The sequence below is a fragment of the Paractinoplanes aksuensis genome (assembly GCF_024137025.1).
GTDB lineage: Bacteria > Actinomycetota > Actinomycetes > Mycobacteriales > Micromonosporaceae > Actinoplanes > Actinoplanes aksuensis.
In genome coordinates this window covers 71,799-94,991 of sequence record NZ_JAMYJR010000053.1, presented here as the reverse complement: position 1 = coordinate 94,991, position 23,193 = coordinate 71,799, and the positions used below count along the sequence as shown (strand labels likewise).

Annotated in this window: 21 protein-coding genes and 1 pseudogene; 18 read left to right on the top strand and 4 right to left on the bottom strand. The window is 70.0% G+C overall.

Annotated features, from left to right (window positions below; genetic code table 11):
* Window positions 1-15: 15 nt before the first annotated feature.
* The 3 genes from M1L60_RS41655 to M1L60_RS41645 all read left to right on the top strand — a co-directional run bounded on the left by M1L60_RS41655 (window position 16) and on the right by M1L60_RS41645 (window position 2,441).
* A complete protein-coding gene (locus M1L60_RS41655) occupies window positions 16-1,257 on the top strand; it encodes a putative bifunctional diguanylate cyclase/phosphodiesterase (protein WP_253243115.1) in 1,242 nt (413 codons plus the stop codon).
* A gap of 133 nt (window positions 1,258-1,390) precedes the next feature.
* The gene (locus M1L60_RS41650; protein ID WP_253243114.1) at window positions 1,391-1,819 is read left to right on the top strand and encodes a nuclear transport factor 2 family protein; all 429 of its coding nucleotides are present in this window, start codon (window positions 1,391-1,393) and stop codon (window positions 1,817-1,819) included.
* 4 nt (window positions 1,820-1,823) lie between these two features.
* Window positions 1,824-2,441, top strand: coding sequence for a TetR/AcrR family transcriptional regulator (locus tag M1L60_RS41645; protein ID WP_253243113.1), 618 nt, complete (start codon window positions 1,824-1,826; stop codon window positions 2,439-2,441).
* Here M1L60_RS41645 and M1L60_RS41640 read toward each other — a convergent pair.
* Entirely contained in the window at window positions 2,415-4,985 is a 2,571-nt protein-coding gene (locus M1L60_RS41640; RefSeq protein ID WP_253243112.1) for an AAA family ATPase, read from the bottom strand. The genes M1L60_RS41645 and M1L60_RS41640 overlap by 27 nt on opposite strands.
* 98 nt (window positions 4,986-5,083) lie before the next feature.
* Between M1L60_RS41640 and M1L60_RS41635 the strand changes: the two genes are divergently transcribed.
* Entirely contained in the window at window positions 5,084-5,863 is a 780-nt protein-coding gene (locus tag M1L60_RS41635) for a class I SAM-dependent methyltransferase (RefSeq protein ID WP_253243111.1), read from the top strand.
* A gap of 198 nt (window positions 5,864-6,061) precedes the next feature.
* Here the strand turns inward: M1L60_RS41635 and M1L60_RS41630 are convergent, their stop codons facing one another.
* Window positions 6,062-7,078, bottom strand: coding sequence for a LacI family DNA-binding transcriptional regulator (locus M1L60_RS41630; RefSeq protein ID WP_253243110.1), 1,017 nt, complete (start codon window positions 7,076-7,078; stop codon window positions 6,062-6,064).
* Window positions 7,079-7,273: 195 nt separating this feature from the next.
* Here M1L60_RS41630 and M1L60_RS41625 point away from each other — a divergent pair, with 195 nt between their 5' ends.
* The 4 genes from M1L60_RS41625 to arfA all read left to right on the top strand — a co-directional run bounded on the left by M1L60_RS41625 (window position 7,274) and on the right by arfA (window position 11,942).
* Window positions 7,274-8,572: an ABC transporter substrate-binding protein gene (locus M1L60_RS41625; RefSeq protein WP_253243109.1), complete on the top strand. Its 1,299-nt coding sequence runs from the start codon at window positions 7,274-7,276 to the stop codon at window positions 8,570-8,572.
* Window positions 8,573-8,653: 81 nt separating this feature from the next.
* Window positions 8,654-9,577 carry a carbohydrate ABC transporter permease gene (locus M1L60_RS41620; protein WP_253243108.1) on the top strand — a complete coding sequence of 308 codons (924 nt, stop codon included), beginning with the start codon at window positions 8,654-8,656 and terminating at the stop codon, window positions 9,575-9,577.
* Complete coding sequence (locus tag M1L60_RS41615) at window positions 9,574-10,419, top strand: carbohydrate ABC transporter permease (RefSeq protein ID WP_253243107.1); 846 nt, start codon at window positions 9,574-9,576, stop codon at window positions 10,417-10,419. The genes M1L60_RS41620 and M1L60_RS41615 overlap by 4 nt, the downstream gene beginning before the upstream one ends.
* Entirely contained in the window at window positions 10,416-11,942 is a 1,527-nt protein-coding gene (gene arfA, locus M1L60_RS41610) for an arabinosylfuranosidase ArfA (RefSeq protein ID WP_308208621.1), read from the top strand. Before M1L60_RS41615 ends, arfA begins: the two co-directional genes overlap by 4 nt.
* Here arfA and M1L60_RS41605 read toward each other — a convergent pair.
* Window positions 11,911-12,072: a hypothetical protein gene (locus tag M1L60_RS41605; RefSeq protein WP_253243106.1), complete on the bottom strand. Its 162-nt coding sequence runs from the start codon at window positions 12,070-12,072 to the stop codon at window positions 11,911-11,913. The two genes, arfA and M1L60_RS41605, sit on opposite strands and share 32 nt — an antisense overlap.
* A gap of 55 nt (window positions 12,073-12,127) precedes the next feature.
* Here M1L60_RS41605 and M1L60_RS41600 point away from each other — a divergent pair, with 55 nt between their 5' ends.
* From M1L60_RS41600 to M1L60_RS41590, 3 genes and pseudogenes are all read left to right on the top strand, one after another.
* Window positions 12,128-12,865, top strand: a complete 738-nt coding sequence (locus tag M1L60_RS41600) for a DUF5615 family PIN-like protein (protein WP_253243105.1) — start codon at window positions 12,128-12,130, stop codon at window positions 12,863-12,865.
* Between the two features lie 52 nt (window positions 12,866-12,917).
* Window positions 12,918-13,256, top strand: a pseudogene (locus tag M1L60_RS41595) (phosphotransferase); the annotation flags it as partial.
* A 46-nt stretch (window positions 13,257-13,302) separates the two neighbouring features.
* The gene (locus tag M1L60_RS41590; RefSeq protein WP_253243104.1) at window positions 13,303-14,217 is read left to right on the top strand and encodes a M48 family metallopeptidase; all 915 of its coding nucleotides are present in this window, start codon (window positions 13,303-13,305) and stop codon (window positions 14,215-14,217) included.
* Here the strand turns inward: M1L60_RS41590 and M1L60_RS41585 are convergent.
* The gene (locus M1L60_RS41585) at window positions 14,207-15,259 is read right to left on the bottom strand and encodes a LacI family DNA-binding transcriptional regulator (RefSeq protein WP_253243103.1); all 1,053 of its coding nucleotides are present in this window, start codon (window positions 15,257-15,259) and stop codon (window positions 14,207-14,209) included. The genes M1L60_RS41590 and M1L60_RS41585 overlap by 11 nt on opposite strands.
* Before the next feature lie 128 nt (window positions 15,260-15,387).
* On the opposite strand from M1L60_RS41585, the gene M1L60_RS41580 reads away from it, so the two are divergent.
* The 7 genes from M1L60_RS41580 to M1L60_RS41550 all read left to right on the top strand — a co-directional run bounded on the left by M1L60_RS41580 (window position 15,388) and on the right by M1L60_RS41550 (window position 23,169).
* Entirely contained in the window at window positions 15,388-16,728 is a 1,341-nt protein-coding gene (locus M1L60_RS41580; protein ID WP_253243102.1) for an ABC transporter substrate-binding protein, read from the top strand.
* A complete protein-coding gene (locus M1L60_RS41575; protein ID WP_253243101.1) occupies window positions 16,728-17,597 on the top strand; it encodes a carbohydrate ABC transporter permease in 870 nt (289 codons plus the stop codon). The genes M1L60_RS41580 and M1L60_RS41575 overlap by 1 nt, the downstream gene beginning before the upstream one ends.
* Window positions 17,590-18,438 (top strand): carbohydrate ABC transporter permease, encoded by an 849-nt coding sequence (locus M1L60_RS41570; RefSeq protein WP_253243100.1) that lies wholly within the window; start codon window positions 17,590-17,592, stop codon window positions 18,436-18,438. The genes M1L60_RS41575 and M1L60_RS41570 overlap by 8 nt, the downstream gene beginning before the upstream one ends.
* A 62-nt stretch (window positions 18,439-18,500) precedes the next feature.
* Window positions 18,501-20,783 carry a glycoside hydrolase family 2 protein gene (locus tag M1L60_RS41565; protein ID WP_253243099.1) on the top strand — a complete coding sequence of 761 codons (2,283 nt, stop codon included), beginning with the start codon at window positions 18,501-18,503 and terminating at the stop codon, window positions 20,781-20,783.
* A gap of 37 nt (window positions 20,784-20,820) precedes the next feature.
* Complete coding sequence (locus tag M1L60_RS41560) at window positions 20,821-21,045, top strand: hypothetical protein (protein WP_253243098.1); 225 nt, start codon at window positions 20,821-20,823, stop codon at window positions 21,043-21,045.
* Between the two features lie 44 nt (window positions 21,046-21,089).
* Complete coding sequence (locus M1L60_RS41555; protein WP_253243097.1) at window positions 21,090-21,842, top strand: phosphotransferase enzyme family protein; 753 nt, start codon at window positions 21,090-21,092, stop codon at window positions 21,840-21,842.
* 94 nt (window positions 21,843-21,936) lie between these two features.
* Window positions 21,937-23,169 carry a ricin-type beta-trefoil lectin domain protein gene (locus tag M1L60_RS41550; protein WP_253243096.1) on the top strand — a complete coding sequence of 411 codons (1,233 nt, stop codon included), beginning with the start codon at window positions 21,937-21,939 and terminating at the stop codon, window positions 23,167-23,169.
* Window positions 23,170-23,193 lie beyond the last annotated feature (24 nt).

The following is a 23,193-nucleotide window of genomic DNA, read 5'->3' as shown; positions in this document are numbered from 1 at the left end:
GCCGATCGGAGTCTTGTGACCGGCACCGAACTGGCGAACCGGGCGGCGTTCCTGCACCGTCTCGACGAGGCCACCGAAGGGCTCCAACGGGGTGACGCGCCGGGTGTGCTGGTCGTCGACCTCGACGACTTCGCGAGCGTCAACGACGTGCTCGGCTACGAGGCCGGGGACCAGATCCTGGCCGGCGTGGCCCGCGCGCTGGGTGACAGCGCCGGCGCGGACGGGGTGGTGGGCCGGCTCGGCGGCGACCAGTTCGCCGTGCTCGTGCCCCGGATCACCGGGCCCGAGCTGGAACAGTTGAGCGAGCGGATCCGGGTCGCGCTGGCCCGCCCGGTCGACGCCGGCGGACGTCCCGTCTCGGCCCGGGCCGGCATCGGCGTGGCCCACGGCGCGCCCGGCGACCGCGGGACCGACCTGCTCGGCAAGGCCGAGATGGCGCTGCGGACGGCCAAGACCCGCGGCCACGGCCGGCCCGTGCCCTACGAGTCGGGGATGAAGGTCCGCTTCCTCGACCAGGCGGCCCTGCTCGAAGGCCTGCACGACGCGGTCGAGGGCGGGCAGCTCGAACTGGTCTACCAGCCGATCGTCCGGCTCGGCGAGGGCACGCTGACCGGCCTCGAGGCGCTGGCCCGGTGGCAGCACCCGGCCCGCGGCCCGATCATGCCGGGCGACTTCATCCCGATCGCCGAGCGCAGCGGGCTCATCGGGCCGCTGGGCCGGTGGATGCTGGCCGAGGCGTGCCGCCAGCAGGAGGCCGACTGGCCCGAGACCTACGTCAACGTCTCGGCCCACCAGCTGCGCGAACCCGGCTTCGCCGACGAGGTGGCACGCACGGTCACCGCGCCCGACCGGCTGATCCTCGAGGTCACCGAGGATGCCCTGGCCGAGGAGACGGTGGTGCGCACGTTGCGGGCCGTCCGCGAGTCCGGCGTACGGGTGAGTCTGGACGACTTCGGGGCCGGGCCGGCCTCGCTGCGGGCACTGGGGTCGGCGCCCATCGACATCATCAAGCTGCACGGCTCGATCACCGAGCAGATCATCACCTCGCCCCGCCAGGCCACCGTGGCCCGGGCCATCGTCGTGCTGGCCCGCGACCTGGGCATCACCCCGGTGGCCAAGGCCGTGGAGGGCGCTCCGCAGGCGGCCATGCTCCATGACCTCGGCTATCGGCAGGGGATGGGCTTCCACTACGCGGTGCCGCAGCCCGCGCGGGTGATCCCGCTGTTCCTCAACAACGAGGCCCTGCTGGTCTTCTGAGGCTCAGCGGGCGATGTAGCCGCCGTCTACAGCGTCGTCTTCCTGCAGGAACAGGTCGCCCCGGACGACGTGCGCGTGCTGGTCGCCCGCTCTCTCCTGGATTTTCACGACAGTCTGTCGTAATCTTTGGCGCATGGACGATCACGCCGCACTCATCGAACTTCTGGGCCGCTACGCCGACATCGCCGATCTGAAAGAGTTCGCCGAGCTGCCCGCGCGGGTCCTCACCGACCCGGTGACCCTCGACTTCTCGTCGGTCGGTGACATTCCGCCGATGACCATGCCGCTGCCGGAGTACGTGGAGATCCTCCGCGGCTCGTTCGCCTCCTTCGCGGCGACCCACCACGTCATCACCGGCCACACCGTCGAGATCGACGGCGACCGGGCCACCGTGCACGCCCACGTGCGGGCCGAGCACTGGGTGCCGTCCGGCGAGTGCTGGCTGGTGGTCGGCTTCTACGACAACGAAGCGGTGCGCACACCCCAGGGCTGGCGCCTGAGCAGCGTGCGGCTGACGGTCGCCCACCAGCAGAACGGGCACCTGGCGCCTCAGGCAGGATGACAGGATGCCGCGCATCCGGGGAGCCAGCATCGAGGAGCACCACGAGCTGGTGTGGGCCGACCTGGCCGAGGCGGTGCGGCAGCTGCTGCTGGAACGCGGCTACGACGAGATCACGATGGGGCATATCGCGGCCCGGGCCGGCCTGGCCCGCAACACGCTCTACAACTACGCCGCCGACAAGCCGGCCCTGATCCGGGCCCTCACCGAGCGGGCCAGCCGCCCGATGCGCGAACGAGTGGCCGCCATCGCCGCGCAACCTGCGACCCCGGCCGCCGACCGGCTGGCCCGGATCGTCGAGGCCGTCCTGGAGGCGTCGACCGATCAGGCGTTGCAGCCGATGTTCCGCCCCGGATCCGGCCCGCTGGTCGCCGAAGTGCCCAAAGGCCCGGACAACCCGTTCACCGCGGTCGTGTCCGAGGTGGAGAACGTCGTCCGCGAAGGCATCACCCGAGGCGAATTCCGCGACGTCGGCGACGTGGCCCTCACAGTGGAACTGCTCTCCGGCGCCATGCGAGCAGGCGCCGAACACATCGGCCGCGAAGCGACGGCCTACGCGGCCACCGTCCGCTCGGCGCAGGAGCTGATTCTCGCCTGCCTAGCCCCGGTTCAGGGCCGCACCTAGGTCGCGGCGGGAGGTTATGGCCAGCTTGGCGTAGGCGTGGGCCAGGTGGGTCTCGACGGTGCGGCGGCTCAGGGTCAGGTGCTGGGCTATCTCGCGGTTGGTCAGGCCGTCGGCGGCCAGGGCGGTGATCTGTTTCTCGGCGTCGGTCAGGGCGTCGGGGCCGTGGGTGGCGGGGCGGCGGGGGCGGGCGCCGGTCGCGTGCAGTTCGGTCATGGCTCGGGTGGCCAGGCGGTGAGCTCCGCCTGCGGCGGCGGCTTCCCAGGCCGTACGCAGGAAGTGGCGGGCTTCGTCGCGGCGGCCGGCCCGGCGCAGGGCGGCGCCGTAGACGGTTGCGGCGTGGGCCGAGGCCAGGTGTTCCGATGTTCCGGCGCAGACGTCGACCGCTCGGGACAGCAGGGACAGTCGCTGGTCGCGGGGTGCGACCAGGGCGGCCGTGCGTAGGGCGGCGCTCAGGGGGCCGGGGGCCTCGGCTGCTTCGGCCAGCTTCAGGTGGGCGGCGGCCAGGTCGGCGGGGTGGTCGCCGGCGGCGATCAGCGGCGCGACCAGGTCGGCCCGCCAACTGGCGAACGCGGGGTGGCGTACGCCCAGTTCGGCCCAACGGCCGGCGGCCGTGCGCAGGTCGGTGATCGCGTCGGCCGGACGGTTCTGGGCCCAGCGCAGGCGGGCCCGGCTCTGCAGCAGCATCGGGCTGCTCAGCGCGTGCGGTGGCGGCTCGCCGGGGAACGACTGGCGCAGCGCGTCCTCGGCCTCGGGCAGGCGGTCGGCTTCGATCAGGGCGTCGAGCAACGGGACGAGCGCGAACAGCAGGCCCTCGGGCGGGGTGCTGCTGGTCAGCTTGAAGTCGGTGGCGGCGCGGGCGTCGGCCAGGGCCTCGGTGATGCGGCCGGCCGGGAGCAGCGTGAGCGAGCGCAGGAACTGCCCATGGGCGACGGTGCTCAGCCAGCCGCGCGGGGCGGCCTCGTCGATCAGGGACTGGGCCATGCGGGCGGCGGTGGTCAGGTCGCCGTTGGCGATCAGGGTCAGCGCGGCCACCGTGGGTAGCACCGAGTCGGTCTCGGCGGCCAGGCCGGGCAGGGCCGGGTGCAGCCGGGCCAGGGTGCGCGGGGCGGGCTCGCCGTCGAAGGTCGCGTTCACGGCGGCGATCACCGGCGCCAGCGGCTGCGTGCCGCTGCGAGCGACGTACTCGCGGGTCAGTGGCATGGTGCGGCTGTCGCTGCCGGCCGCGCCGGCGAGTTCGGCCTCCAGGCGGGCGCGGGTCTCGGGGGTGGGCGCGGCGGCCAGGCCGATCCGCAGCACGGCGATCGCGGCCGTGCTGAGCGGGGTGATGGCCAGGGCGCGGCCGCAGCGCAGGGCGGCCTCGGCCCGCGCGGCCGGGTCGGCGATGTGGACGACGGCCTCGTGGGCCAGGGCGGCTGCGCCCTCGCGGCGCTCGGCGGCCAGGGCGAGGGCCAGATCGAGTTGGAGCGGGGCCGGGTCGGTCGGTGATTCCTCGAGGGCGCGGCACAGGTAGCGGGCGGCGGTCTCGGGCGCGCCCCGGGCGGCGACGCGGGTGGCCGCCAGATGCAGCAGAGACACCACTTCGGTACGGGCGGCGGGCTCGGTCCGCAGCAGGTGCACCGCCGCGCGTTCGGGGTCGTGCCCGGTCAGGGCGGCCGCCCGCTCGTGCCACAGGCCACGTTCGCCCGCGCCCAGCCGTTCGCCGACGGCCGTGGCGATCAGCGGAGTGGCCAGCGTCCATTCGCCGGGCGCGAGCAGACCCGCGGCCCGCAGCGCGTCGGCGCCGGGGGCGGCCTCGGCGAGGGTCAGCCCGGCCAGTTCGGCGGCTTCGTGGAGGCGGGCGGCCGGGCCGAGAACGGACAGCGCGGTGGCCAGTGGGGCGCAGCCTTTCGGCAACTCGTGCAGCAGGCGGGTGATCCAACGGCCGATCTCGGCCGAGTCGTGGACCAGGAGGAACGGGATGCCGCCCGCGGTCGGGGCCCGGGTCGGGTCGAGGGCTTCGGCGGCAGCCCGGTCGAGCGGGCCCAACGGGATGACCGTTCCGGCCAGCAGATCGTCCAGGACGCGCTCGCCGGTGCGGACACAGAGGAACAGGGCGAGCGGCAACTCGTCGAGGCGGCGGGCCACGGCGGCCAGCCAGCGCTGCGACGGCGGGTCGGCCCATTGCAGGTCGTCGACGAACAGCAAGGTCGGACGGCGGGCGGCGACCTTCGCGGTCAGCGCGACGAGGTCGTGGATCGCCGCGTGGGTCGCATCGGCCGTGCTGGCCCGGGCCGGCTCGCCGTCGGTCAAGGCCCGGTGCTCGGAGGCCACGCCGGTGAAGGCCTGGCGTGCGATGCCGAAGGCGTAGTCCTGGTCGAGCGGGCTGCCCCGGGCCCGCAGCACGGTCGTTCCGCGGACGCGGGTCAGGGCGGCGACGGCCAGGGCGGTCTTGCCGATCCCGGCCGGCCCCTCGAGCACCACCAACCGGCCCGGACCGCCCGCGGGCACGGTGATCCGCCCGGCCAGGTCGGCCAGTTCCCGGTCGCGTCCGCACAGTTCGGTCATGGTCCCGGCGTCCAAATCTCGGTAGCGCCTCCACGATGCTCCCGCGCGGCGTCCCGGGCCAGCCTGAGGGCACATGCCCGACAGCTCGAGGGGGAATCGTGAGCGACTACGTGATGGGCCGGACGGCCGAGGAGTACGAGCGGCTGCGCCGGCAGGCCGAGGTGTGGTCGGTGGCCACGGCCCGGCTGCTCGACCGGGCCGGGCTGTCGCCGGGGGACCGCTGCCTCGACGTGGGCTGCGGCACCGGCGCGGTGATGGAGCTGATGGCGGCCCGCGGGGGAGTGGTCACCGGGATCGACGTCGACGCGACGCTCGGGGCGGCCGTCGACGGCGCGTTCGTCCGGGCCGACGTGGAAACCGACGACGACGCCGTACCGGTGGAAGGTTTTGATCTGGTCTTCGGCCGGCTGATCCTGTTGCACGTGGCCGATCCGGTGGCGGCGCTGCGCCGGATGTGGCGGTGGGTGGCGCCCGGCGGCGTGCTCGTGGTGCAGGACTACGACATGCGGTCGGTCGACTCGTACCCACCGCTGGGGGTGGTCGACGAGTGGCGGCGGGTCTTCCTGGGCGCGTACGCGGCCGCGGGCCGGGACGTCCGGCTGGGCACCCGGTTGCCGGCGCTGTTCGCCGAGGCCGGCATCGGCGCCCCGGACGCGACCGACGTGACCGGCCGCCTGGGCACGATGGCCGACTCGGCCGGGATGCTGGCCGCGACCTACCGCAGCATCGCCCCGCTGGCGGTGGCCAAGTCACTGATCACCGAATCCCAGCGCGACGACTGGTTGTCCGAAATCGACACGGCAACCCGGGTCTACGGCGACCACACCGCAGTATGGCCGCTGCTGATCGGCGCCCTGCGTCGCAAATCTGCTTCATGATCGTCGACTTTTGCAGCCCCTGACCACCGCCTCCCCCTCCCGCCCGGGGAATGAGGTAGACCGTAGAGCGCGAGTCAACTTCGAGCGCCAACTTGTCCACAGCGGCAAACGACTGCCTACCGCAGTTATCCACCATCACACCTAGGTTCCTAGGACGCTTTACGCGAAGCGGGGTGCGCCACCGCGACCCGCAAGCGGTCAGCGGCCGAGTGTGCTCTCGCGGGGGATGAGCCGGTGGGCGGCGCGTAGTTCGACGCCTGGCACCGGCTCTGAGCTGCTGATACGCAGCATGAGGCGGTCCACGGCGGTTTGGGCGATCGCCTTCTTGTCGGGGGAGATGGTGCTGATCGTGGGTCGTCCGTAGCGGCCGTCCTCGATGTCGTCGTAGCCGATGACGGCCACGTCCTCGGGGACGCGCAGGCCGCGTTGCAGCAGGGTGTGGATGGCGCCCGAGGCCACCAGGTCGCTGTAGCAGAAGACCGCGTCCGGGGGGTCGGCCCGGTCGAGCAGGGTGGCCATCGCCTGCGCCCCGTCGAGGCGGTTGAAGCGGGCCGTGCCGACGATCAGCGTCTCGTCGACCGGGCGGCCGGCGGCGGCGTGGGCGGCCCGGAAGCCGCGGGTGCGCAGCTGGGCCGCCTCGCCCGTGGGGTACGGCTGGTCGCCGATGGCGGCGATGCGCGTACGGCCGATTTTGATCAGGTGGGCGACGGCGTCCGAGGACGCGGCCACGTCGTCGATGCCGACGTGGTCGAAGGTGCCGTCCGAGGTGCGTTCGCCCAGCACGACCAGGGGCAGGGCCGGGTCCCGTACGGAAAGATCTTGTTGGGAGAGGCCGAGCGGACTGAAGATCATGCCGTCGAACAGCAGCCGCCTCGCCCCGCGCGAGACCAGCGACGCCTCGTGGGCCGGGTCGCCGTCGGTCTGGTCGACCAGCACGTTGTACCCGGCCTGGCGGGCGGCCGGGATGATCGCCTGCAGCAGTTCGGCGAAGTACGGGGTGTCCAGATAGGGCACGACCACGACGATCTGCCCGGAGCGGCCGGTGGCCAGGTTCCGGGCGAGCACGTTGGGCTGGTAGCCGAGCTCGGCGATGGCCCGTTCGACCTTTTCGCGGGTGGCGTCGGTGACCCGGGCGTAGCCGTTGACCACGTTGGAGACGGTGCGCGGCGAGACGCCGGCCAGCTCGGCGACGTCGCGCAGCGTAGTTTCCCGCATCGATCACTCCCGATCATGAATGTCCTCTTGCCACGGCCGCGTCGGCTGGCGCATAGTCTTTTGCAGCGCTGCAATCAGACTTTAACCCCCTTGTCACCCGGCGAGCGGTGCTCTCCCCTCACGCTCCTCGGCATCCACCCATAGCGTGCCACCGCACGGCGTCATCCCTAGGAAGGTGACGCTGCGTATGAAGGCGTGCTTCAGGAGGCCAGGATCATGCGCAGATTCCCCATTGCCCTAGTCACCACGCTGACCGTCGCCCTCGGGCTGTCCGCCTGTTCCGGCGGCGATGACGACAGCGGGGGTGGCGGAACCGCCGCCAAGCCCACCAACTGCACCAACAAGGTCGTCCACGAAGAGGCGCCCCGGGTGCTGGTGTGGGCCTGGTACCCGAACATGGCCAAGGTCGTCGACAACTTCAACAACCAGCACACCGACGTCCAGGTGTGCTGGACGAACGCCGGTCAGGGCCAGCCCGAGTACGAGAAGTTCCAGACCGCGATCGCCGCCAAGAAGGGCGCGCCCGACGTCATCATGCTCGAGGCCGATCAGCTGGTCGGGTTCGAGATCCAGGACGCGCTGGTCGACCTGGCCCCGTTCGGCGCCAACGACGTCAAGAAGAACTTCAGCGAGGGCGCGTGGAAGGACGTCTCGCAGGGCGAGGCGGTCTACGCGATCCCGGTCGACGGCGGCCCGATGGCGTTGATCTACCGCACCGACATCTTCGACAAATACAAGATCAAACCCCCGAAGACCTGGGCCGAGTACGCCGAGTCGGCCGCGAAGGTGAAGTCGGCCGGCGGCCCGGTGTTCGGCGACTTCGGCAGCAACGTGCCCGCCGTGACGACCGCGCTGATGATCCAGAAGGGCGCGCAGCCGTTCGTCTACGACCTGTCGGACAAGCAGAACATCACCGTGAAGCTGGACGACCAGGCGACCAAGGACGTGCTGAGCTTCTGGGGCGACCTGGTGAAGAAGGGCTTGGTCGGCAAGGAGGACCAGTTCACCACCGACTACATCGCGGGCATGGTCGGCGGCAAGTACGCGACGTACGTGTCGGCCGGCGTGGGCGCCCGGCTATCTCACCGGTTCCGGGGTGGGTGCGGGCAAGGACAAGGGCAAGTTCGCGGTGGCTCCGCTGCCGCAGTGGGACGTGGCCAACCCGGTGTCGGTGAACTGGGGCGGGTCGGCGTTCGCGGTCACCAGCCAGGCCGCCGACAAGGCGCTGGCGGCCAAGGTCGCGATGGGCATCTACGCCGACGAGGCGTCGCTCGAGGACGGCTGGAAGACGCAGACGATCTTCCCGCTCAACCAGGGCGTGCTGAAGTCCGACGAGTTCGTCAACGCGAAGGTCGAGTTCTTCGGCGGGCAGACGGCGAACAAGGACATCTACGTGCCGGCCGAGAACGCGTACAAGGGCGCGGTCTACAGCCCGTTCACCGTGTACTACTACGCTCAGTTGCAGGCCCAGATCGTGAAGATCAACGCGGGTGAGACGACGGGGGCGCAGGCGGCCACCGATCTGCACAACCAGATCGTCGAGTACGCCAAGAGCCAGGGCTTCACGGTGCGCTGATGATCGACACGCATTCCGCCGCGCCGGCCGCCACGGTTGTGAGACGGACAAAGCGGGCGCCCTCGAAGGGCTGGCTCTTCATCCTGCCGTTCCTGGTCGTGTTCGTCGCGTTCCTGCTCGCCCCGCTGCTCTATGCCGGTTATCTGAGCCTGTGGACGAAGGGGCTGGCCACGGGAACCACGTTCGCCGGGTTCGACAACTACACCCGCGCGTTCGGCGACCCGTCGTTCCGCAAAGGGCTGTGGTTCGTCCTCAAGTTCAGCCTGGTCGTGATTCCACTCCAGATCATCGTCGCGCTGGTCGCCGCGTTGGTGCTCGACGAGGTGACCGGCCGGCTGGCCCGCTTCTCGCGGTTGGTGATCTTCCTCCCGTACGCGGTCCCGGTCGTTCTCGGCGCCCTCATGTGGGGCTTTCTCTACAGTCCGAGCTTCGGCCCGATCGAGCAGATCGCCACCGCGTTCGACGTGCGGGCGCCTTTCCTGCTCAGCCAGGGCAACATCTTCTACGGGCTGCTGAACGTGGTGACCTGGCAATGGTCCGGCTACTACATGATCATCATTTATGCCGCCCTGCGCAGCATCGACTCGTCGATCTATGAGGCGGCCCGGATCGACGGGGCCGGCGCCCGCCAGATCGCCTTTCGCATCAAGGTGCCGATGGTGTCGTCGGCGCTGGTGCTGATCCTCATCTTCTCGCTGATCGGCACGTTGCAGTTCTTCACCGAGCCGCAGATCCTGGGCCCGATCGCCAACGGCTCGGTGACGCCCGACTTCACGCCCAACATCTACGCGTTCAACCTGGCGTTCCGCTACGCCCAGTTCAACTACGCCTCGGCCATCTCGTTCTCGCTCGGCTTCGTGGTGTTCCTGGCCGTGGCCATCTTCATGGTCGCCACTCGCAAGCGGGGGAGCATCTTCACATGAGACCTCGGCACGTCGGGGCGAAACTGTTGCTCCTCGCGATGTGCGCCTATTTCCTGGTGCCGGTGTGGTGGCTGCTGGTGGCCAGCACGAAGAACGCCGAAGGCCTGTTCTCGGGCTCGGGGGCGTTGTGGTTCAACGGTTTCCACCTGTTCGAGAACCTGGGCGACCTGTTCTCGTTCAACAACGGCGAGTTCCTGCGCTGGCTCGGCAACAGCGTTCTCTATGCGTTCGCCGGTGGGGCCGGTTGCACCGTCATCTCGGTGCTGGCCGGCTACGGGTTCGCCAAGTTCACCTTCCGGGGCCGGAACGCGGTCTTCGCGCTCGTGCTGGGCTCGGTGATGGTGCCGTTGACGGCGCTGGTCATCCCGACATTCGTGCTGATGTCGAACGTCGGGCTGACCGACACGATCTGGGCGGTGATCCTGCCGTCGTTGCTCAGCCCGTTCGCGGTCTATCTGATGCGCGTCTACGCGGCGGCGTCGGTGCCCGACGAACTGCTCGACGCGGCCCGCATCGACGGGGCCGGTGAGCTGCGGACATTCGTCCGGGTGGCGCTGCCCCTGATGCGGCCCGGGGTGATCACCGTGCTGCTGTTGTCGGTCGTCTCGACCTGGAACAACTTCTTCCTGCCGCTGACCATGTTGTCGAGTTCGAAATTGTTCCCGCTCCCCGTCGGCATCGGCCTGTGGACGCAACTGGCCAGCTCCAACAATGCCGGCGGTCAATCCCTGTGGAACCTCATCATCGTGGGTTCCCTCGTCTCGATCGTGCCGCTGATCGTCGCCTTCCTGACTTTGCAGAAGTACTGGCAGGGTGGGCTGGCCGTAGGGAGTCTCAAGTGACCCTGTTCGCCTCGCTGAACCTGGACCCGGCGCGCGTCGTCGCCCCCGTCTCGCGCCGGACGTTCGGTTCCTTCGTCGAACACATGGGCCGGTGCGTCTACGGCGGCATCTACGAACCGGCCCATCCGGCGGCCGATGCCGACGGCTTCCGGCAGGACGTGCTGGCCCTCGTACGGGAAATGGGGGTTTCGGTGGTGCGGTATCCGGGCGGCAATTTCGTCTCCGGATACCGCTGGGAGGACGGGATCGGCCCGGTCGCGAACCGGCCGGTGCGGCGCGATCTGGCCTGGCACAGCCTGGAGACCAACGAGGTCGGCGTGGACGAATTCATGCGCTGGGCGGCCAAGGCCGACGTCGAGGTGATGTACGCGCTGAATCTGGGCACCCGCGGCGTGCAGGAGGCGCTCGACGTCCACGAATACCTGAATCAGCCCGAGGGCACGGCGCTGGCCGACCGGCGCGGCGGGAAGCCGTACGGGATCGGCATGTTCTGTCTGGGCAACGAGATGGACGGACCCTGGCAGACCGGTCACAAAACCGCCCACGAGTACGGCCGGCTGGCCGCCGAGACAGCCCGGGCGTTGCGCTCGGCCGAACCGGGCCTGGAGCTGATCGCCTGCGGCAGTTCCCATTCGTCGATGCCCACGTTCGGCGCGTGGGAGGCGACCGTGCTCGAGCTGGCCTACGACCAGGTCGACGCCATCTCGGCCCACGCCTATTACGAGCCGGTCGACGGTGACCTGCCGAGCTTTCTGGCCTCGGCCGTCGATATGGACCACTTCATCACCAGCGTGACCGCCACCGCCGACAGCGTCGGGGCCAGGCTGAAGTCGAAGAAGCGCATCAACATTTCCTTCGACGAATGGAACGTCTGGTATCTCTCGGAGTTCCAGGCGCGACCCACTCCGGTTGACTGGGCGGTGGCGCCCCGCGTGATCGAGGACTGCTACACCGTGGCCGACGCCGTGGTGGTCGGCAATTTGCTCATCTCGTTGCTGCGCCACAGCGACCGGGTCACTGCGGCCTGCCAGGCCCAGCTGGTCAACGTGATCGCGCCCATCCGCGCCGAGCCGACCGGCCCGGCCTGGCGGCAGACCACGTTCCACCCGTTCGCGCTCACCTCACGCCTGGCCCGCGGTGAGGTGCTCGACATCGGGATCACTTCCCCCACGTACGACACCGAGCGCTTCGGCGAGGTGCCGGTGCTCGACGCGGTGGCCACCCACGACCCCGCCACCGGCGACCTGACCGTCTTCGCGGTGAACCGTCACCGGACCGATCCGGTCGAGCTCACCGTGCCGCTGGCCGCCTTCGGCGCGGGGCTCGAGGTCGTCGAGGCGTGGACGCTGCACGACCCGGATCTGACCGCCACCAACACTCAGCTGCACCCGGACCGGGTCGCGCCGCGGGCCGCCGAATTGGCGCTCGCCGACGGCTCCGCACGGTTGCGTCTGCCCGCGGTCTCGTGGACCGCGTTCCGGCTGGCGCCGGTCAATGCAGGGGCTGGTCGGCCGGGCTCGTAGGCGCCGGTTCGGCCGGGCTCATCGGTGGCGTCCAGGACATGCCCGTCGCGCACAGGCCGAGGGCGAAGCCCAGCAGGAGGCCGGTCAGGGCGATCTTGACGAGGACCGAGAAGTCGGACAGGACCTTCATGGCTGTCTCCCTTGTCTCAGGGCCACTGCAAGCGGGCAGCCCACAGGCCCGGGACGTGCGCGACCTGATCCGGGAATACCGGGTCGAGGGCGCGCCGGCCGACCGGATGATGCGCTGGGTGAGCGCGGCCCGCCGGCTACCGGCTGCTCGAGACGGCCGACAGCCTCGCGCAATACCGCCGCTACTTCGACGAACTGCAGCGGCGCTCGCTGAGCACGCAGGCCTCCGTCGACCTGATCCGGGCGGCGGCCCGCGCGTGAAGGACCACTGGGACGACCTCGCCAAGAACGACTTCACCGTGGTCAGCGACGCCGACCTGGGCTTCGGGCCGCCGGTGCGCCGGCACATCGTCGCCACCTACTTCGGTGAGCGGGTGCTCGAGGGCGACCATCCGGCCGTCCACCAGGACCGCGACCGGGCCCGCGACGTGCTGCGGTACCGCTGGCACGGCGACGAGCTGACGCTGACCGAACACGACCTGATCGCACAACAACTGCGGCAAGCCGGCCACGATGCGGTCACCGTCCTGGAGATCGAGGTCGGTCTGGCGGCCAAGACGGACGAGGATGTCCTGGCTTGGGCGAGCCGGAGTCGTCGCTGTGTAGTTACCGAGAACATCAGCGACTTCGCTCGGTTGGCACAGCAGGGCTTCGGGCATCACGGCATCGTCTTTGTCCTGGGCCGGCGCTTTCCTCGTACCGGCGCCGGGCTCCAGCGCATGGCCGAAGCACTCGACGAACTGCTGACAGCGGGCGAATTGCCCGGGCCGGACGGCGTCACCTGGCTGCGTTGAGGTGGCTCGGGCGCGAGGCGTCCAGCCGTGCGGCACCGTGACGGGGCGCGAGATGCTCACGTTCCTGCCCGGCGCGACGGCCGCGGGCCGGTTCCCGTGGCCCGCGTGGACGTTCACCGACAGGATGCCGGCCCAGGTCGGCCGGTGGATGCGGCGGGTTCACGACGTGACCGCGGGCTTCGTCCCGCCGCTGGACGAGTGCTGGTTCGCCGGGCACACGCTGGAGCCGGGCCAGATCGTCGGGCATCAGGATGCGGCTCCCCACAACGCGGCCGTCCTCGACGGCGACCGGCTGGCCGGCTTCTTCGACTGGGACACCGCGGGCCCGTCCACGCGCGAGTTCGACCTGGCGCTGACCGCGCTCTGGTGGGTGCCGCTGTGCCCACCGGACGTGGCCGAAGGGCTGGGCTTCGACCGCCCTGGCGACCGCTCGCGTCGTGCTCGGGCTGGTGCTGGTCGGCGTCGCCTTCCTGCTACGGCCGCGGCTGGGCCGGGTCGCCGACCTGGCCGGGCAGGGCATCGAGCTGAAGCCGGAGCAGGCGCCGCAACTGTTCGCGCTGATCGAGCGGGTCGCCACCGCAGTCGGGGCGCCCCGGCCGCAAGTTCTCATGATCGGGTACGACCTCAACGCGTTCACCACCGCGGTCGGTGTGCGCCGCACCCGGGTCCTGAACATCGGCCTGCCGCTGTGGGCGACGCTCGAACCGCAGGAGCGGGTGGCGCTGCTGGGCCACGAGTTGGGGCACTTCGTCAACGGTGACATCCGTCGCGGCCCGCTGACTCAGGTCGCCGAGACGACCCTGGACCGTGTCGCTCACCTCTTCGACCAGCCGGAAGCGACCGGCGAGGGAATCATCGGCTACCTCACCGCGATCATCACCCGGTTCCTCGGCTGGATCGTCGCCACCGTCGCCCGGGCGCTGCAACTGCTGATCGTGTGGACGAGCCAGCGCGACTCGCAACGCGCCGAGTACCGGGCCGACGAGCTGGCAGCCCGGGCCGGTGGCACCGACGCCGCGGTCGCGCTGGCCGACCACCTGGTGATCCTGGAGTCGATCGACACCGTCGTCCGCCGCGAGGCCCGCGCCGGTAACGGCATGTCAGCCTGGCTGGACGCCGCCCGGGTGGCGCGGGTCAACCTCGCCCCGAACATGCCCACGTTGCGCCGCCTGAGCCGGCACACCGACGTGTCCCTGTTCGCCTCGCACCCGCCGGCCGGTCTGCGGGCCGCGATGCTCGAGCGCACCCCGCGTCAGGCCGCCGCGGTGACCGTGGCCGAGAGCGACATCGCCCGCATCGACGACGAGCTGGCCGTGCACCAGAAGCGGGTCTTGCGCGAGCTCACCCACTGATACCGAGCCCACTGACACCGAGCCCACTGATACCGAGCGTGCTCTCGCGGGGGAGCAGAGTGTGGGCGGCCCGCACCTCGGCCGGGGCCGGGGCGGCGGTGCCCTCGATCAGCGCGACCAGGCTCTCGACGGCCAGGGTGGCGATCTGCTGCTTGTCGGGGGCGACAGTGCTCAGGCTCGGCATCGAGAACTCGCCCTCCTCGATGCCGTCGATGCCGATGACCGCCACGTCGTCGGGCACCCGCACGCCCGCGCGCACCAGGGACCGCAGGGCGCCCAAGGCGAGCAGGTCGTTGTAGCAGAAGATCGCGTCGGGCGGTGACGGCAGCGCCATCAGCTCGGTGGCGGCCGCGGCCCCGAGGCGGCGGTGGAAACGCTCGGTGGGCCGCACGAGCCGGGGATCGTACGCAATGCCGGCTCTTTCCAGCGCCTGCCGATAACCCGCCGTCCGCAGCTGGGCCGTCTCGCCGGTCTGGTAGGGCTGGTCGCCGATCGCCGCGATGCGGGTGCGGCCGAGCGCGATGAGGTGTTCCGTGGCCTCGCGGGCGGCGGCCACGTTGTCGATCGCCACGTGCGAGAAGCTGCCGTCGAACAAGTGCTCACCCAGCAGCACTATGGGGGCGCGGTTTCCCCGTACACGAAGGTCTTGCACGGTCAAGGTCAGTGGGCTCAGGATCAGACCGTCGAACAGCGCCAGCCGTGAGTTGCGGGTCAGCAGCTCGCGCTCGCGTTCGGGGTCGGCGTCGGTCTGGTCGACCATGACCGTGTAACCGTGCCGGCGCCCGGCGGCGATCGTGGCCCGGGCCAGCTCGGCGAAGTACGGCACGTCGAGCTCGGGCACGACCAGGCCGAGCAGCCCGCTGCGCCCCTGCTTGAGGTTGCGGGCGATCACGTTGGGCCGGTAGTCGAGCTCGCCCAGCGCCGTCTCGACCTTGGCCCGCAACGCGTCCGAGACCGGCGCGTAGCCGTTCACCACGTTCGACACCGTGCGGATCGACACCCCGGCCCGGGTCGCCACATCCTTCAGCGTCGCCTCGCGCATCCCGACCTCCCCGAAAAAACAAACGACAGCTTACGGCAACGCGCCCATCCTAGGTCTTGCATCGTTGCAGAGCTACGTGCACGATGTCTGCATCGTTGCAGAGCTGCCACCAGCTCGAAGGAGCAGACATGACCACTCGCCGTTCCCTGTTGGCCGGTGCCGCCGGCGCCGGTGCCCTGACCGCCCTCGCCGCCTGCGGCGGTGGCGACGACACCACCACCTCCCAGCCGCTCACCGCCTCCTCCAGCGCCGGACCTCTGACCGGGTCGCTCACGATCTGGAGCCGCTCGGGCGACTTGTTCAAGGTCTTCGACGCCGCCATCAAGAAGTTCACCGCGGCCAACCCCGGCGTCACCGTCGACCACCAGGCCGTCGACATCGACGCCAAGCTGGCCAACACGCTGATCAGCGGGGCCGGCGTGCCCGACGGCTCGTTCTGGGACGACGCCAAGATCGCCGGCCAGGCCGAGCACCTGTACGACCTGACCGCGCTCATCGCCCCCTACCGCGACCGGATCGCGCCCCAGAAGCTGAGCGTGAACACGGTCGGCGGCAAGGTCTACGGCGTGCCCTGGGACCTCAACCCGGGCCTGCTCTACTACCGCGAGGATCTGCTGCAGGACGCGAGCATCGACCCGGCCGGCCTGGCCACCTACGACGACCTGCTGGCCGCCTCGCGGAAGCTGCGCGAGCGCAACGCCAAGGCCAAGCCCATCCACCTCGACGCCGACCCGTTCCTGGGTCAGCTCTGGCTCGAGATGCTGGCCAATCAGCAGGGCACCAGCCTCAGCGACGACCAGGGCAAGCTGCGGCTCGACTCCGAGGAGTACCGGCGCATCTTCACCTGGATCAAGTCGGCCGTCGACGACAAGCTGGTCACCCACACCCCGTACCTGAAGCCGGCCGACATCGCCGCCCTCGAGGACGGCACCCAGGCGTTCGTGCCGTGGGCGATCTGGTTCGACTTCGCCCCGCAGACCCTGCTCAGCCGGACCAAGGGCAAGTGGCGCGCGGCCCCGCTGCCGGCCTGGACCCCGGGCGGGGCCCGCAGCGGCGCGATGGGCGGCAGCAGTTTTGTCATCCCGGCCAAGGCCAAGAACCCCGAGCTGGCCTGGCGGCTGTACGAGTTCCTGACCGTCCAGGACGAGGGCATCAAGGCCGTGTACGGGCCCAGCGACACCTATCCGGGCGGTCTCAACACCTCGGTCCCGGCCTTCCTGCCCGCCCTCGACGCGGCCAAGCCCCTGTTCCAGCCGCTCGAGGCGCTCGGCGGCCAGGACCTGTGGAAGGTCGCCGTCGACGCCAGCAAGACCATCCCGGCCGCCGCGCCCATCCCGGCCTGGTGGGCCAAGTCCGTCGACTACCTCGGCAACAACCTGCAGCGCCTCATCCAGGGCCAGCTGTCGGTGGACGACGTGATCGCCGAGTCGACCAAGCAGATCCAGCGGAACCTGGTGGACCGGGCCTGATGTCTCTGCTCCTTCGCAAGAGAGCGGCGCCGTACGTCTTCGTCCTGCCCTTCTTCGTGGTGTTCGCCGCCTTCGGTGCGTACCCGCTGGCGTACGCCCTGAGGTTGAGCTTCACGAAGTGGACCGGGGCCGGCGAGGCCCGCTGGATCGGCCTCGACAACTACACCTACCTGCTGACCAGCCCCGAGTTCTGGGCGTCGCTGGGCAACAGCTCGATCATGTGGTTGCTCGTCGTGCCGATCCAGCTGGTGGCCGGTCTCGGCGCGGCGGTGCTGCTCTCCAACGCGAAACTGCGGCTGCGCGGGCTGTTCCGGGTGGCGTTCATCGCACCGTTCGTGACGCCGCTGGTCGCCATGGCCCAGGTCTGGATCGTCGTCTTCGACCGCGACTACGGCCTGGTCAACCATGCGCTCAACCTGATCGGCCTGCCCGACGTGGGCTGGCTGACCAGCACCGCGTGGTCCAAACCGACGCTGGCCCTGCTGTTCCTGTGGAAGACCACCGGCTTCGCCATCATCATCCTGCTGGCCGGGCTGCAGGCAGTGCCTTCACACGTGTACGAGGCGGCCGACCTCGACGGTGCGTCCCGGGCGCGCCAGTTCTGGTCGATGACCGTGCCGCTGATGCGCCGCAGCCTGTCGTTCCTGCTGGTCATCCAGACCCTGGCGGTGTTCCAGATGTTCGCCGAACCGTTCGTGGTGACCCAGGGCGGCCCGTACGGGTCGACCACCACCGCCGGGCTCTACCTCTACGACCACATCACCGCCTCCGACCTGGGCACCGGGGCGGCCAACTCGTTCCTGCTGGTGATCCTCGTGTTCGCGTTGTCCCTGCTCTCCGTCCGGCTCCTGCGAGCGCGTGATGAATGACAAAAGACCAAGCCTTCCCACGTACGCGCTGTTGGGCGTACTGGCGCTGCTGTTCCTCTACCCGATCTGGTGGGCGATCAGCTCCTCGCTCAAGCCGGCCGCCGAAATCATCAGCGACCCCCTCGGTTTCTCCCTGGCCGACGTCACGCTCGACGGCTACCGGGCGATGTTCGCCGACGTGCCGATCGGCACCGGTTTCGCCAATACGGCGCTGGTGCTCGTCATCAAGGGCGGAATGACGCTGTTCTTCTGTCCGTTGGCCGGCTACGCGTTCGCCAAGTACAAATTCCCCGGCAAGGATCTGCTCTTCGGGATCGTGCTGCTGACCCTGATGCTGCCGACCCTCGTGCTCATCATTCCGTTGCTGCTCGAAATGAGCGCGCTGGGCTGGGTCAACACGTACAAGGCGCTGATCCTGCCGGGCAGCATCGACGCGTTCAGCATCTTCTGGATGCGCCAGGTCATCGCGGCCATCCCCGACGAACTGCTGGACGCGGGCCGGGTCGACGGCGCTGGCGAATTCGGAGTCTTCCGCCGGATCGTGGTGCCGGTGATCCGCCCCGGCCTGGCCGGACTGGCCGTGCTCACCATGATGAACGTCTACAACGACTTCGTCTGGCCGGTGGTCGCCGTCAATGACGAGAAGCATCAGACATTGCAGGTGGTGCTCTCGACCCTGGCCCAGAACATCAGCGGCAACCGGATCGGCGCCGACTTCGCCACCGTCTGGAGCGAACTGCTGGCGGCCAGCAGCATCGCGATGATCCCGCTGCTTGTCGTCTTCGTCCTCCTCCAACGCCACTTCATCAACGGCATCCTCGCCGGCAGCGTCAAAGGCTGAATTCCTTTCGTCAACCGGCAACGTCAAAGGCTGATCCCGTCAGTCCGCATAGGAGCAACAAAATGGCAGAATATCCGCGGCCGCATTTCGACCGCTCCCACAGCTGGCTCAGCCTGAACGGCACCTGGGACTTCTCTTTCGGTGAGCGCGCCTTCGACTCCCGGATCCAGGTCCCGTACGCGTGGGAGACGCCCGCCTCGGGCCAAGCGCAGCATTGGCGCCCCACTGGCTGGTACCGCCGCACCGTGACCGTCCCCGCCGACTGGACCGGCCAGCGGGTCGTCCTGCACTTCGGCGCCGTCCACCACGCTGCCACCGTCTGGGTCAACGGCACCGAGGTGGTGCGCCACGAGGGCGGCTACACCCCGTTCGAGGCCGACATCACCGACGCGCTCGCCTCGCCCGCTGCACCCCCGACGCCCCCAGTGTCCTCCCGAGACGAAACGGATCGTCTCGCGCTTTCGCAGGACGGAACGGATCGTCTCGTGCTCTCGCAAGACGGAACGGATCGTCTCGTCGCGGCGGCGGGGGAGTGCGAGGTGGTGGTGCGGGTGGACGCGCCGGCCGACAAGCGCGAGATCGCCCACGGCAAGCAGCGAAGCGTTCCTCGCACGGACTACGACGGCGTCTGCTTCACCCCGTCCTCCGGCATCTGGCAGAGCGTGTGGCTCGAGGCCCGCCCGGCCACCCACATCACGGCATTGACGCTGCGCCCGACCGAGAACCTCGACGGCGTCACCGTGCGGATCCACACCGCCGGCCCCCACTCGGCCGACGCAACGGTTCGTCTCGCGATCCGATCCGTTCCGTCCACGACCAACGACTCGACTGCTTTCAGCGCCGCGCCTGCCGTGTCGAGTGCCGCGCCCGCCGTGTCGAGTGCCGCGCCTGCCGTGTCGGGTGGCGCGTCGAGCGCATTCGACTTCGTCGGGGCGCATTCGGGTGTCACGGAGACCGTTGTGGCAATCGCGGAACCCGCATTGTGGAGCCCGGCCGATCCACACCTCTACTACGTCGATGTCGAGCTGGAGACCTCCGACGGCATCGACCGCGTCACCGGCTATACCGGGCTGCGCAAGGTCGAAGTGCGCGGCGAGGAGATCCTCTTCAACGGCGAGCGGCTCTTCATCAAGGGCGTGCTCGACCAGGGCTACTGGCCGCGGACCGGCATCACCCCGCCCAGCGACGCCGCCATGATCCGCGACCTGGAGCTGGCGCGCGAGCTCGGCTACACCCTCGTGCGCAAGCACCTCAAGCTCGAGGATCCCCGCTTCATCCACCACGCCGACCGGCTGGGTCTGTTGCTGTGGTGCGAGCCGGCCTCGACCGGCACGTTCACCGCGGCGTCCACGGCCGCGTTCGAGGCGCAGATCGAGCCCATGGTCGCCCGGGACGGCAACTCGCCGGCCATCGTCGTGTGGGGGCTCTACAACGAGGAGTGGGGCCTCGATTGGGACATCCCCGGGGACACCGCCAAACAGGAGGCAGTCGTCGCCGCGTACGAAAAATTGGCTTCTCTCGACCGCACCCGTCCCATTGTGGATAACTCGGGGTGGACCCACGTTCGCACCGACCTGCTCGACTGGCACTACTACGACGAGAGCGCCATCGGCTGGCAGCAGACCCTGGCCGCGCTGGTCAGCGGCGAGCGCGACAGTTTCCCGGTCAAGCTCGGGCCGGATTTCGTGGTCGACAAGGCGCTCGCCGTGCCTTCGCAACCGCTGCGCGGACTGCCCAACCTCAACAGCGAGTACGGCGGCGGCTTCACCAGTGTCGAGCGGGCCTGGCACCTGCGCTGGCAGACCCAGGAGCTGCGCCGCCACGACCGGCTCTCGGGTTATGTCTACACCGAGCTGTACGACATCGAGCACGAGTCGGCCGGCCTGCTCACCTTCGACCGCGAACCCAAGGATCTGGGCGGCGCCGACCCGGCCGCGGTCAACGCCCCGACCACGCTGGTGCTCGACGTCGCCCCGGTCGCTCCCGGCCGCGACATCGTCGGTGCCACCGCCACCATCGGCGTGCACCTCTCGCACCACGGCCCCGACCTGTTCACCGGCCGCCTGACCCACGCCTGGGGACCGGTCTACTCCACCGGTCCCGTCGGTGCGCCGGTGGACGGCCCGTCGGTCGAGGCCAAGCCGTACGAGTTGAGCGCCGCGACCGCGATCGAGGCCGTGCTGCCCGACGGCTGGCCTTCAGGGCGCCTGCACCTGTCAGTGCTGACTCCCGACGGCCGGGTCGCTGCCCGCGCTGCCGTCGACGTCGATCGCAATACGACCCGTCACATCGGCGACGACCCCCGCGTCTCGAGCCGGCCGGCGACGGCTCGCGTCTCAAGCTGAGACACCAGCACCCGCCGCGGCGCGGTGAGATGACGCCATGGACCCGGCCCGACCCGAGCTCGCCACCCTGGTGGCGCTGCTGGGTGTGGCCGGCATGGTCCTGGCCGCCCTCACCGTCGTCGCGCTGCGGGTGGTGCGGCCCGACGACTGCCCGGCCTACGTCCGCGGCCGCATCCGCTGGTGGACAGCCCACAACACCGCGTTCCTGACCGCCAGCACGCTTGTCGCGGTGGCCGGCCTGGCCGCGCTCACCATCCGCTGAAAGCCGTTCGCCCCCGGCACCGGATCATCCTTAACATTTGGTTGATGAGCTGGGAAGCGCTCGGGCAGTGGGGCGAGGACGCCGTCCGCCTCGAGAAGATCACCGCCGGCGTCGCCAACGACGTGTGGCGCGTGCGGGTCGGCGGGCAGCTCGCGATCGGTCGTCTCGGCCGCCGCCGCGACGCCGATCTCGCCTGGGAGACGGGTCTCCTGCAACACCTCGACCGTGAGGGCCTGACCGTGCCGCGGCCCGTCCCGGCCACCGACGGCCGGTTGTTCGTCGACGGCCTGGTCGTGATGACCTACCTCGAAGGCGGGCCGCCCGAGACGCCGGGCGACTGGCGACGCGTGGCCGAAACGGTGCGTGAGCTGCATCGACTGACGAGCGGGTGGCCGCAGCGCCCGGGTTGGCGATCGTGCACCGACCTGCTGCGGGCCGAGACCGGCACCAGGGTCGACCTGGGCGCGATGCCGCCGGAGGGTGTCGCCCGCTGCCGGGCCGCCTGGGCGCGGCTGGCCGGCCGGCCCACCTGCGTCGTGCACGGTGATCTCAATCCGGGCAACATCCGCCTGACCGCGGACCGGGTCGCGCTGATCGACTGGGACGAGTCGCACGTCGACATGCCCGACCTCGACCTGGTGCTGCCCGGCAACGCCGCCGGCCTCGACGACGAGGCGTACGACGTCGCCGCGCAGGCCTCGGCCGCCTGGGAGGCCGCCGTGTGCTGGGACGACGACTTCTCGAAGCGGCGGCTGGCCGAGGTTCGAGCAGTTCGGGCCCCGACATTCGGGCACTGAAGTTCCGCCAATGCCCGGCTTGCCTTGACTCGCGGGGATCAATTATTAAGACTGTTTCGTATTATCCATGTCCTCTCCCCGGAGGAAATCCCCCATGCGCAAGTCCAGGTTTTTCATCGCGGCCACCGTCATGATGGTGGCCCTGGGCGCCGGCCTTGCCGTCGGCTCCCGCAGTGACACCGCCGAGGCGGCGGTCGTCTGGAACGAAGACTTCAACGGCCCGGCCGGCAGCGGCGTCGACTCGTCGAAGTGGAACTTCGACGTCGGTGGCGGCGGCTGGGGCAACCAGGAGCTCCAGTACTACACCCAGGGCACCAGCAACGTCGCCATGAACGGGCAGGGCCAGTTGGTCATCACCGCCCGCAAGGGCAGCGGCGGCAACAACTGCTGGAACGGCCCCTGCCAGTTCACCTCGGGCCGCATCCAGACCGCCGGCAAGTTCACCCAGCAGTACGGGCACATCGAGGCCCGCATCCAGGTCCCCAACGGCTCGGGTCTGTGGCCCGCGTTCTGGATGCTCGGCGGCAGCAACTGGCCGACCGACGGCGAGATCGACATCATGGAGGTCGTCGGCCGCGAGCCCAACCAGCTCTTCGGCACGCTGCACGGCCCCGGCTACTCGGGTGGCAACTCGTTCGGCGCCATCACGACCTCGAGCACCCCGTGGCACCAGGCCTTCCACACGTACGCCGTGGACTGGTCGCCCAACCTGGTCGTCTGGACCGTCGACGGCCGGGAGTTCTTCCGCGCCACCCCCGACTCGCTGCGCGCGGCCAAGGGCAACGTCAACTGGGTCTTCAACCACGGGTTCTTCATCATCCTGAACCTGGCCATCGGCGGCAACTTCGGCCAGGGCAACCCCGGCAGCCTGCCCGCCGAGAGCAAGATGCTGGTCGACTACGTGCACGTCAGCACCTCGACCACGACGCCGCCGCCGACCGGCAACGGCAACGCGCTCAAGTCGAGCCTGAGCGGCCGCTGCATCGACATCCCCGGCGCCAACCCGGTGGATGGGGCCCGGCTGCAGATGTACGACTGCAACAACACCGCCGCCCAGCAGTGGACCCAGAACGGCGACGGTACGATCCGCGCCATGGGCAAGTGCATGGACCCGGCCGGCGGGGCGCTGACCAACGGCACCCCGATCCAGCTGGTCCAGTGCAACACCAACCCGGTGCAGCGGTTCACCCTGTCGGCCCAGGGCGACCTGGTGAACGTCTCCGCCAACAAGTGCGTGGACATCAAGGACCGCAATACGGCCAACGGCGCCCAGCTGCAGCTCTGGGACTGCTCCGGCCAGCCCAACCAGAAGTGGTCCCGCGCCTGACCTCATGGTGACGACGTGTTGACG

Excerpts from the sequence above, each read along its gene's own strand:
- M1L60_RS41650 (WP_253243114.1), top strand. The coding sequence starts at position 1,391 with ATGGACGATCACGCCGCACTCATCGAACTTCTGGGCCGCTACGCCGAC.
- M1L60_RS41645 (WP_253243113.1), top strand. The coding sequence starts at position 1,824 with ATGCCGCGCATCCGGGGAGCCAGCATCGAGGAGCACCACGAGCTGGTG.
- M1L60_RS41640 (WP_253243112.1), bottom strand. The coding sequence starts at position 4,985 with ATGACCGAACTGTGCGGACGCGACCGGGAACTGGCCGACCTGGCCGGG.
- M1L60_RS41630 (WP_253243110.1), bottom strand. The coding sequence starts at position 7,078 with ATGCGGGAAACTACGCTGCGCGACGTCGCCGAGCTGGCCGGCGTCTCG.
- M1L60_RS41620 (WP_253243108.1), top strand. The coding sequence starts at position 8,654 with ATGATCGACACGCATTCCGCCGCGCCGGCCGCCACGGTTGTGAGACGG.
- M1L60_RS41615 (WP_253243107.1), top strand. The coding sequence starts at position 9,574 with ATGAGACCTCGGCACGTCGGGGCGAAACTGTTGCTCCTCGCGATGTGC.
- M1L60_RS41605 (WP_253243106.1), bottom strand. The coding sequence starts at position 12,072 with ATGAAGGTCCTGTCCGACTTCTCGGTCCTCGTCAAGATCGCCCTGACC.
- M1L60_RS41585 (WP_253243103.1), bottom strand. The coding sequence starts at position 15,259 with ATGCGCGAGGCGACGCTGAAGGATGTGGCGACCCGGGCCGGGGTGTCG.
- M1L60_RS41580 (WP_253243102.1), top strand. The coding sequence starts at position 15,388 with ATGACCACTCGCCGTTCCCTGTTGGCCGGTGCCGCCGGCGCCGGTGCC.
- M1L60_RS41575 (WP_253243101.1), top strand. The coding sequence starts at position 16,728 with ATGTCTCTGCTCCTTCGCAAGAGAGCGGCGCCGTACGTCTTCGTCCTG.
- M1L60_RS41570 (WP_253243100.1), top strand. The coding sequence starts at position 17,590 with ATGAATGACAAAAGACCAAGCCTTCCCACGTACGCGCTGTTGGGCGTA.
- M1L60_RS41565 (WP_253243099.1), top strand. The coding sequence starts at position 18,501 with ATGGCAGAATATCCGCGGCCGCATTTCGACCGCTCCCACAGCTGGCTC.
- M1L60_RS41560 (WP_253243098.1), top strand. The coding sequence starts at position 20,821 with ATGGACCCGGCCCGACCCGAGCTCGCCACCCTGGTGGCGCTGCTGGGT.
- M1L60_RS41555 (WP_253243097.1), top strand. The coding sequence starts at position 21,090 with ATGAGCTGGGAAGCGCTCGGGCAGTGGGGCGAGGACGCCGTCCGCCTC.
- M1L60_RS41550 (WP_253243096.1), top strand. The coding sequence starts at position 21,937 with ATGCGCAAGTCCAGGTTTTTCATCGCGGCCACCGTCATGATGGTGGCC.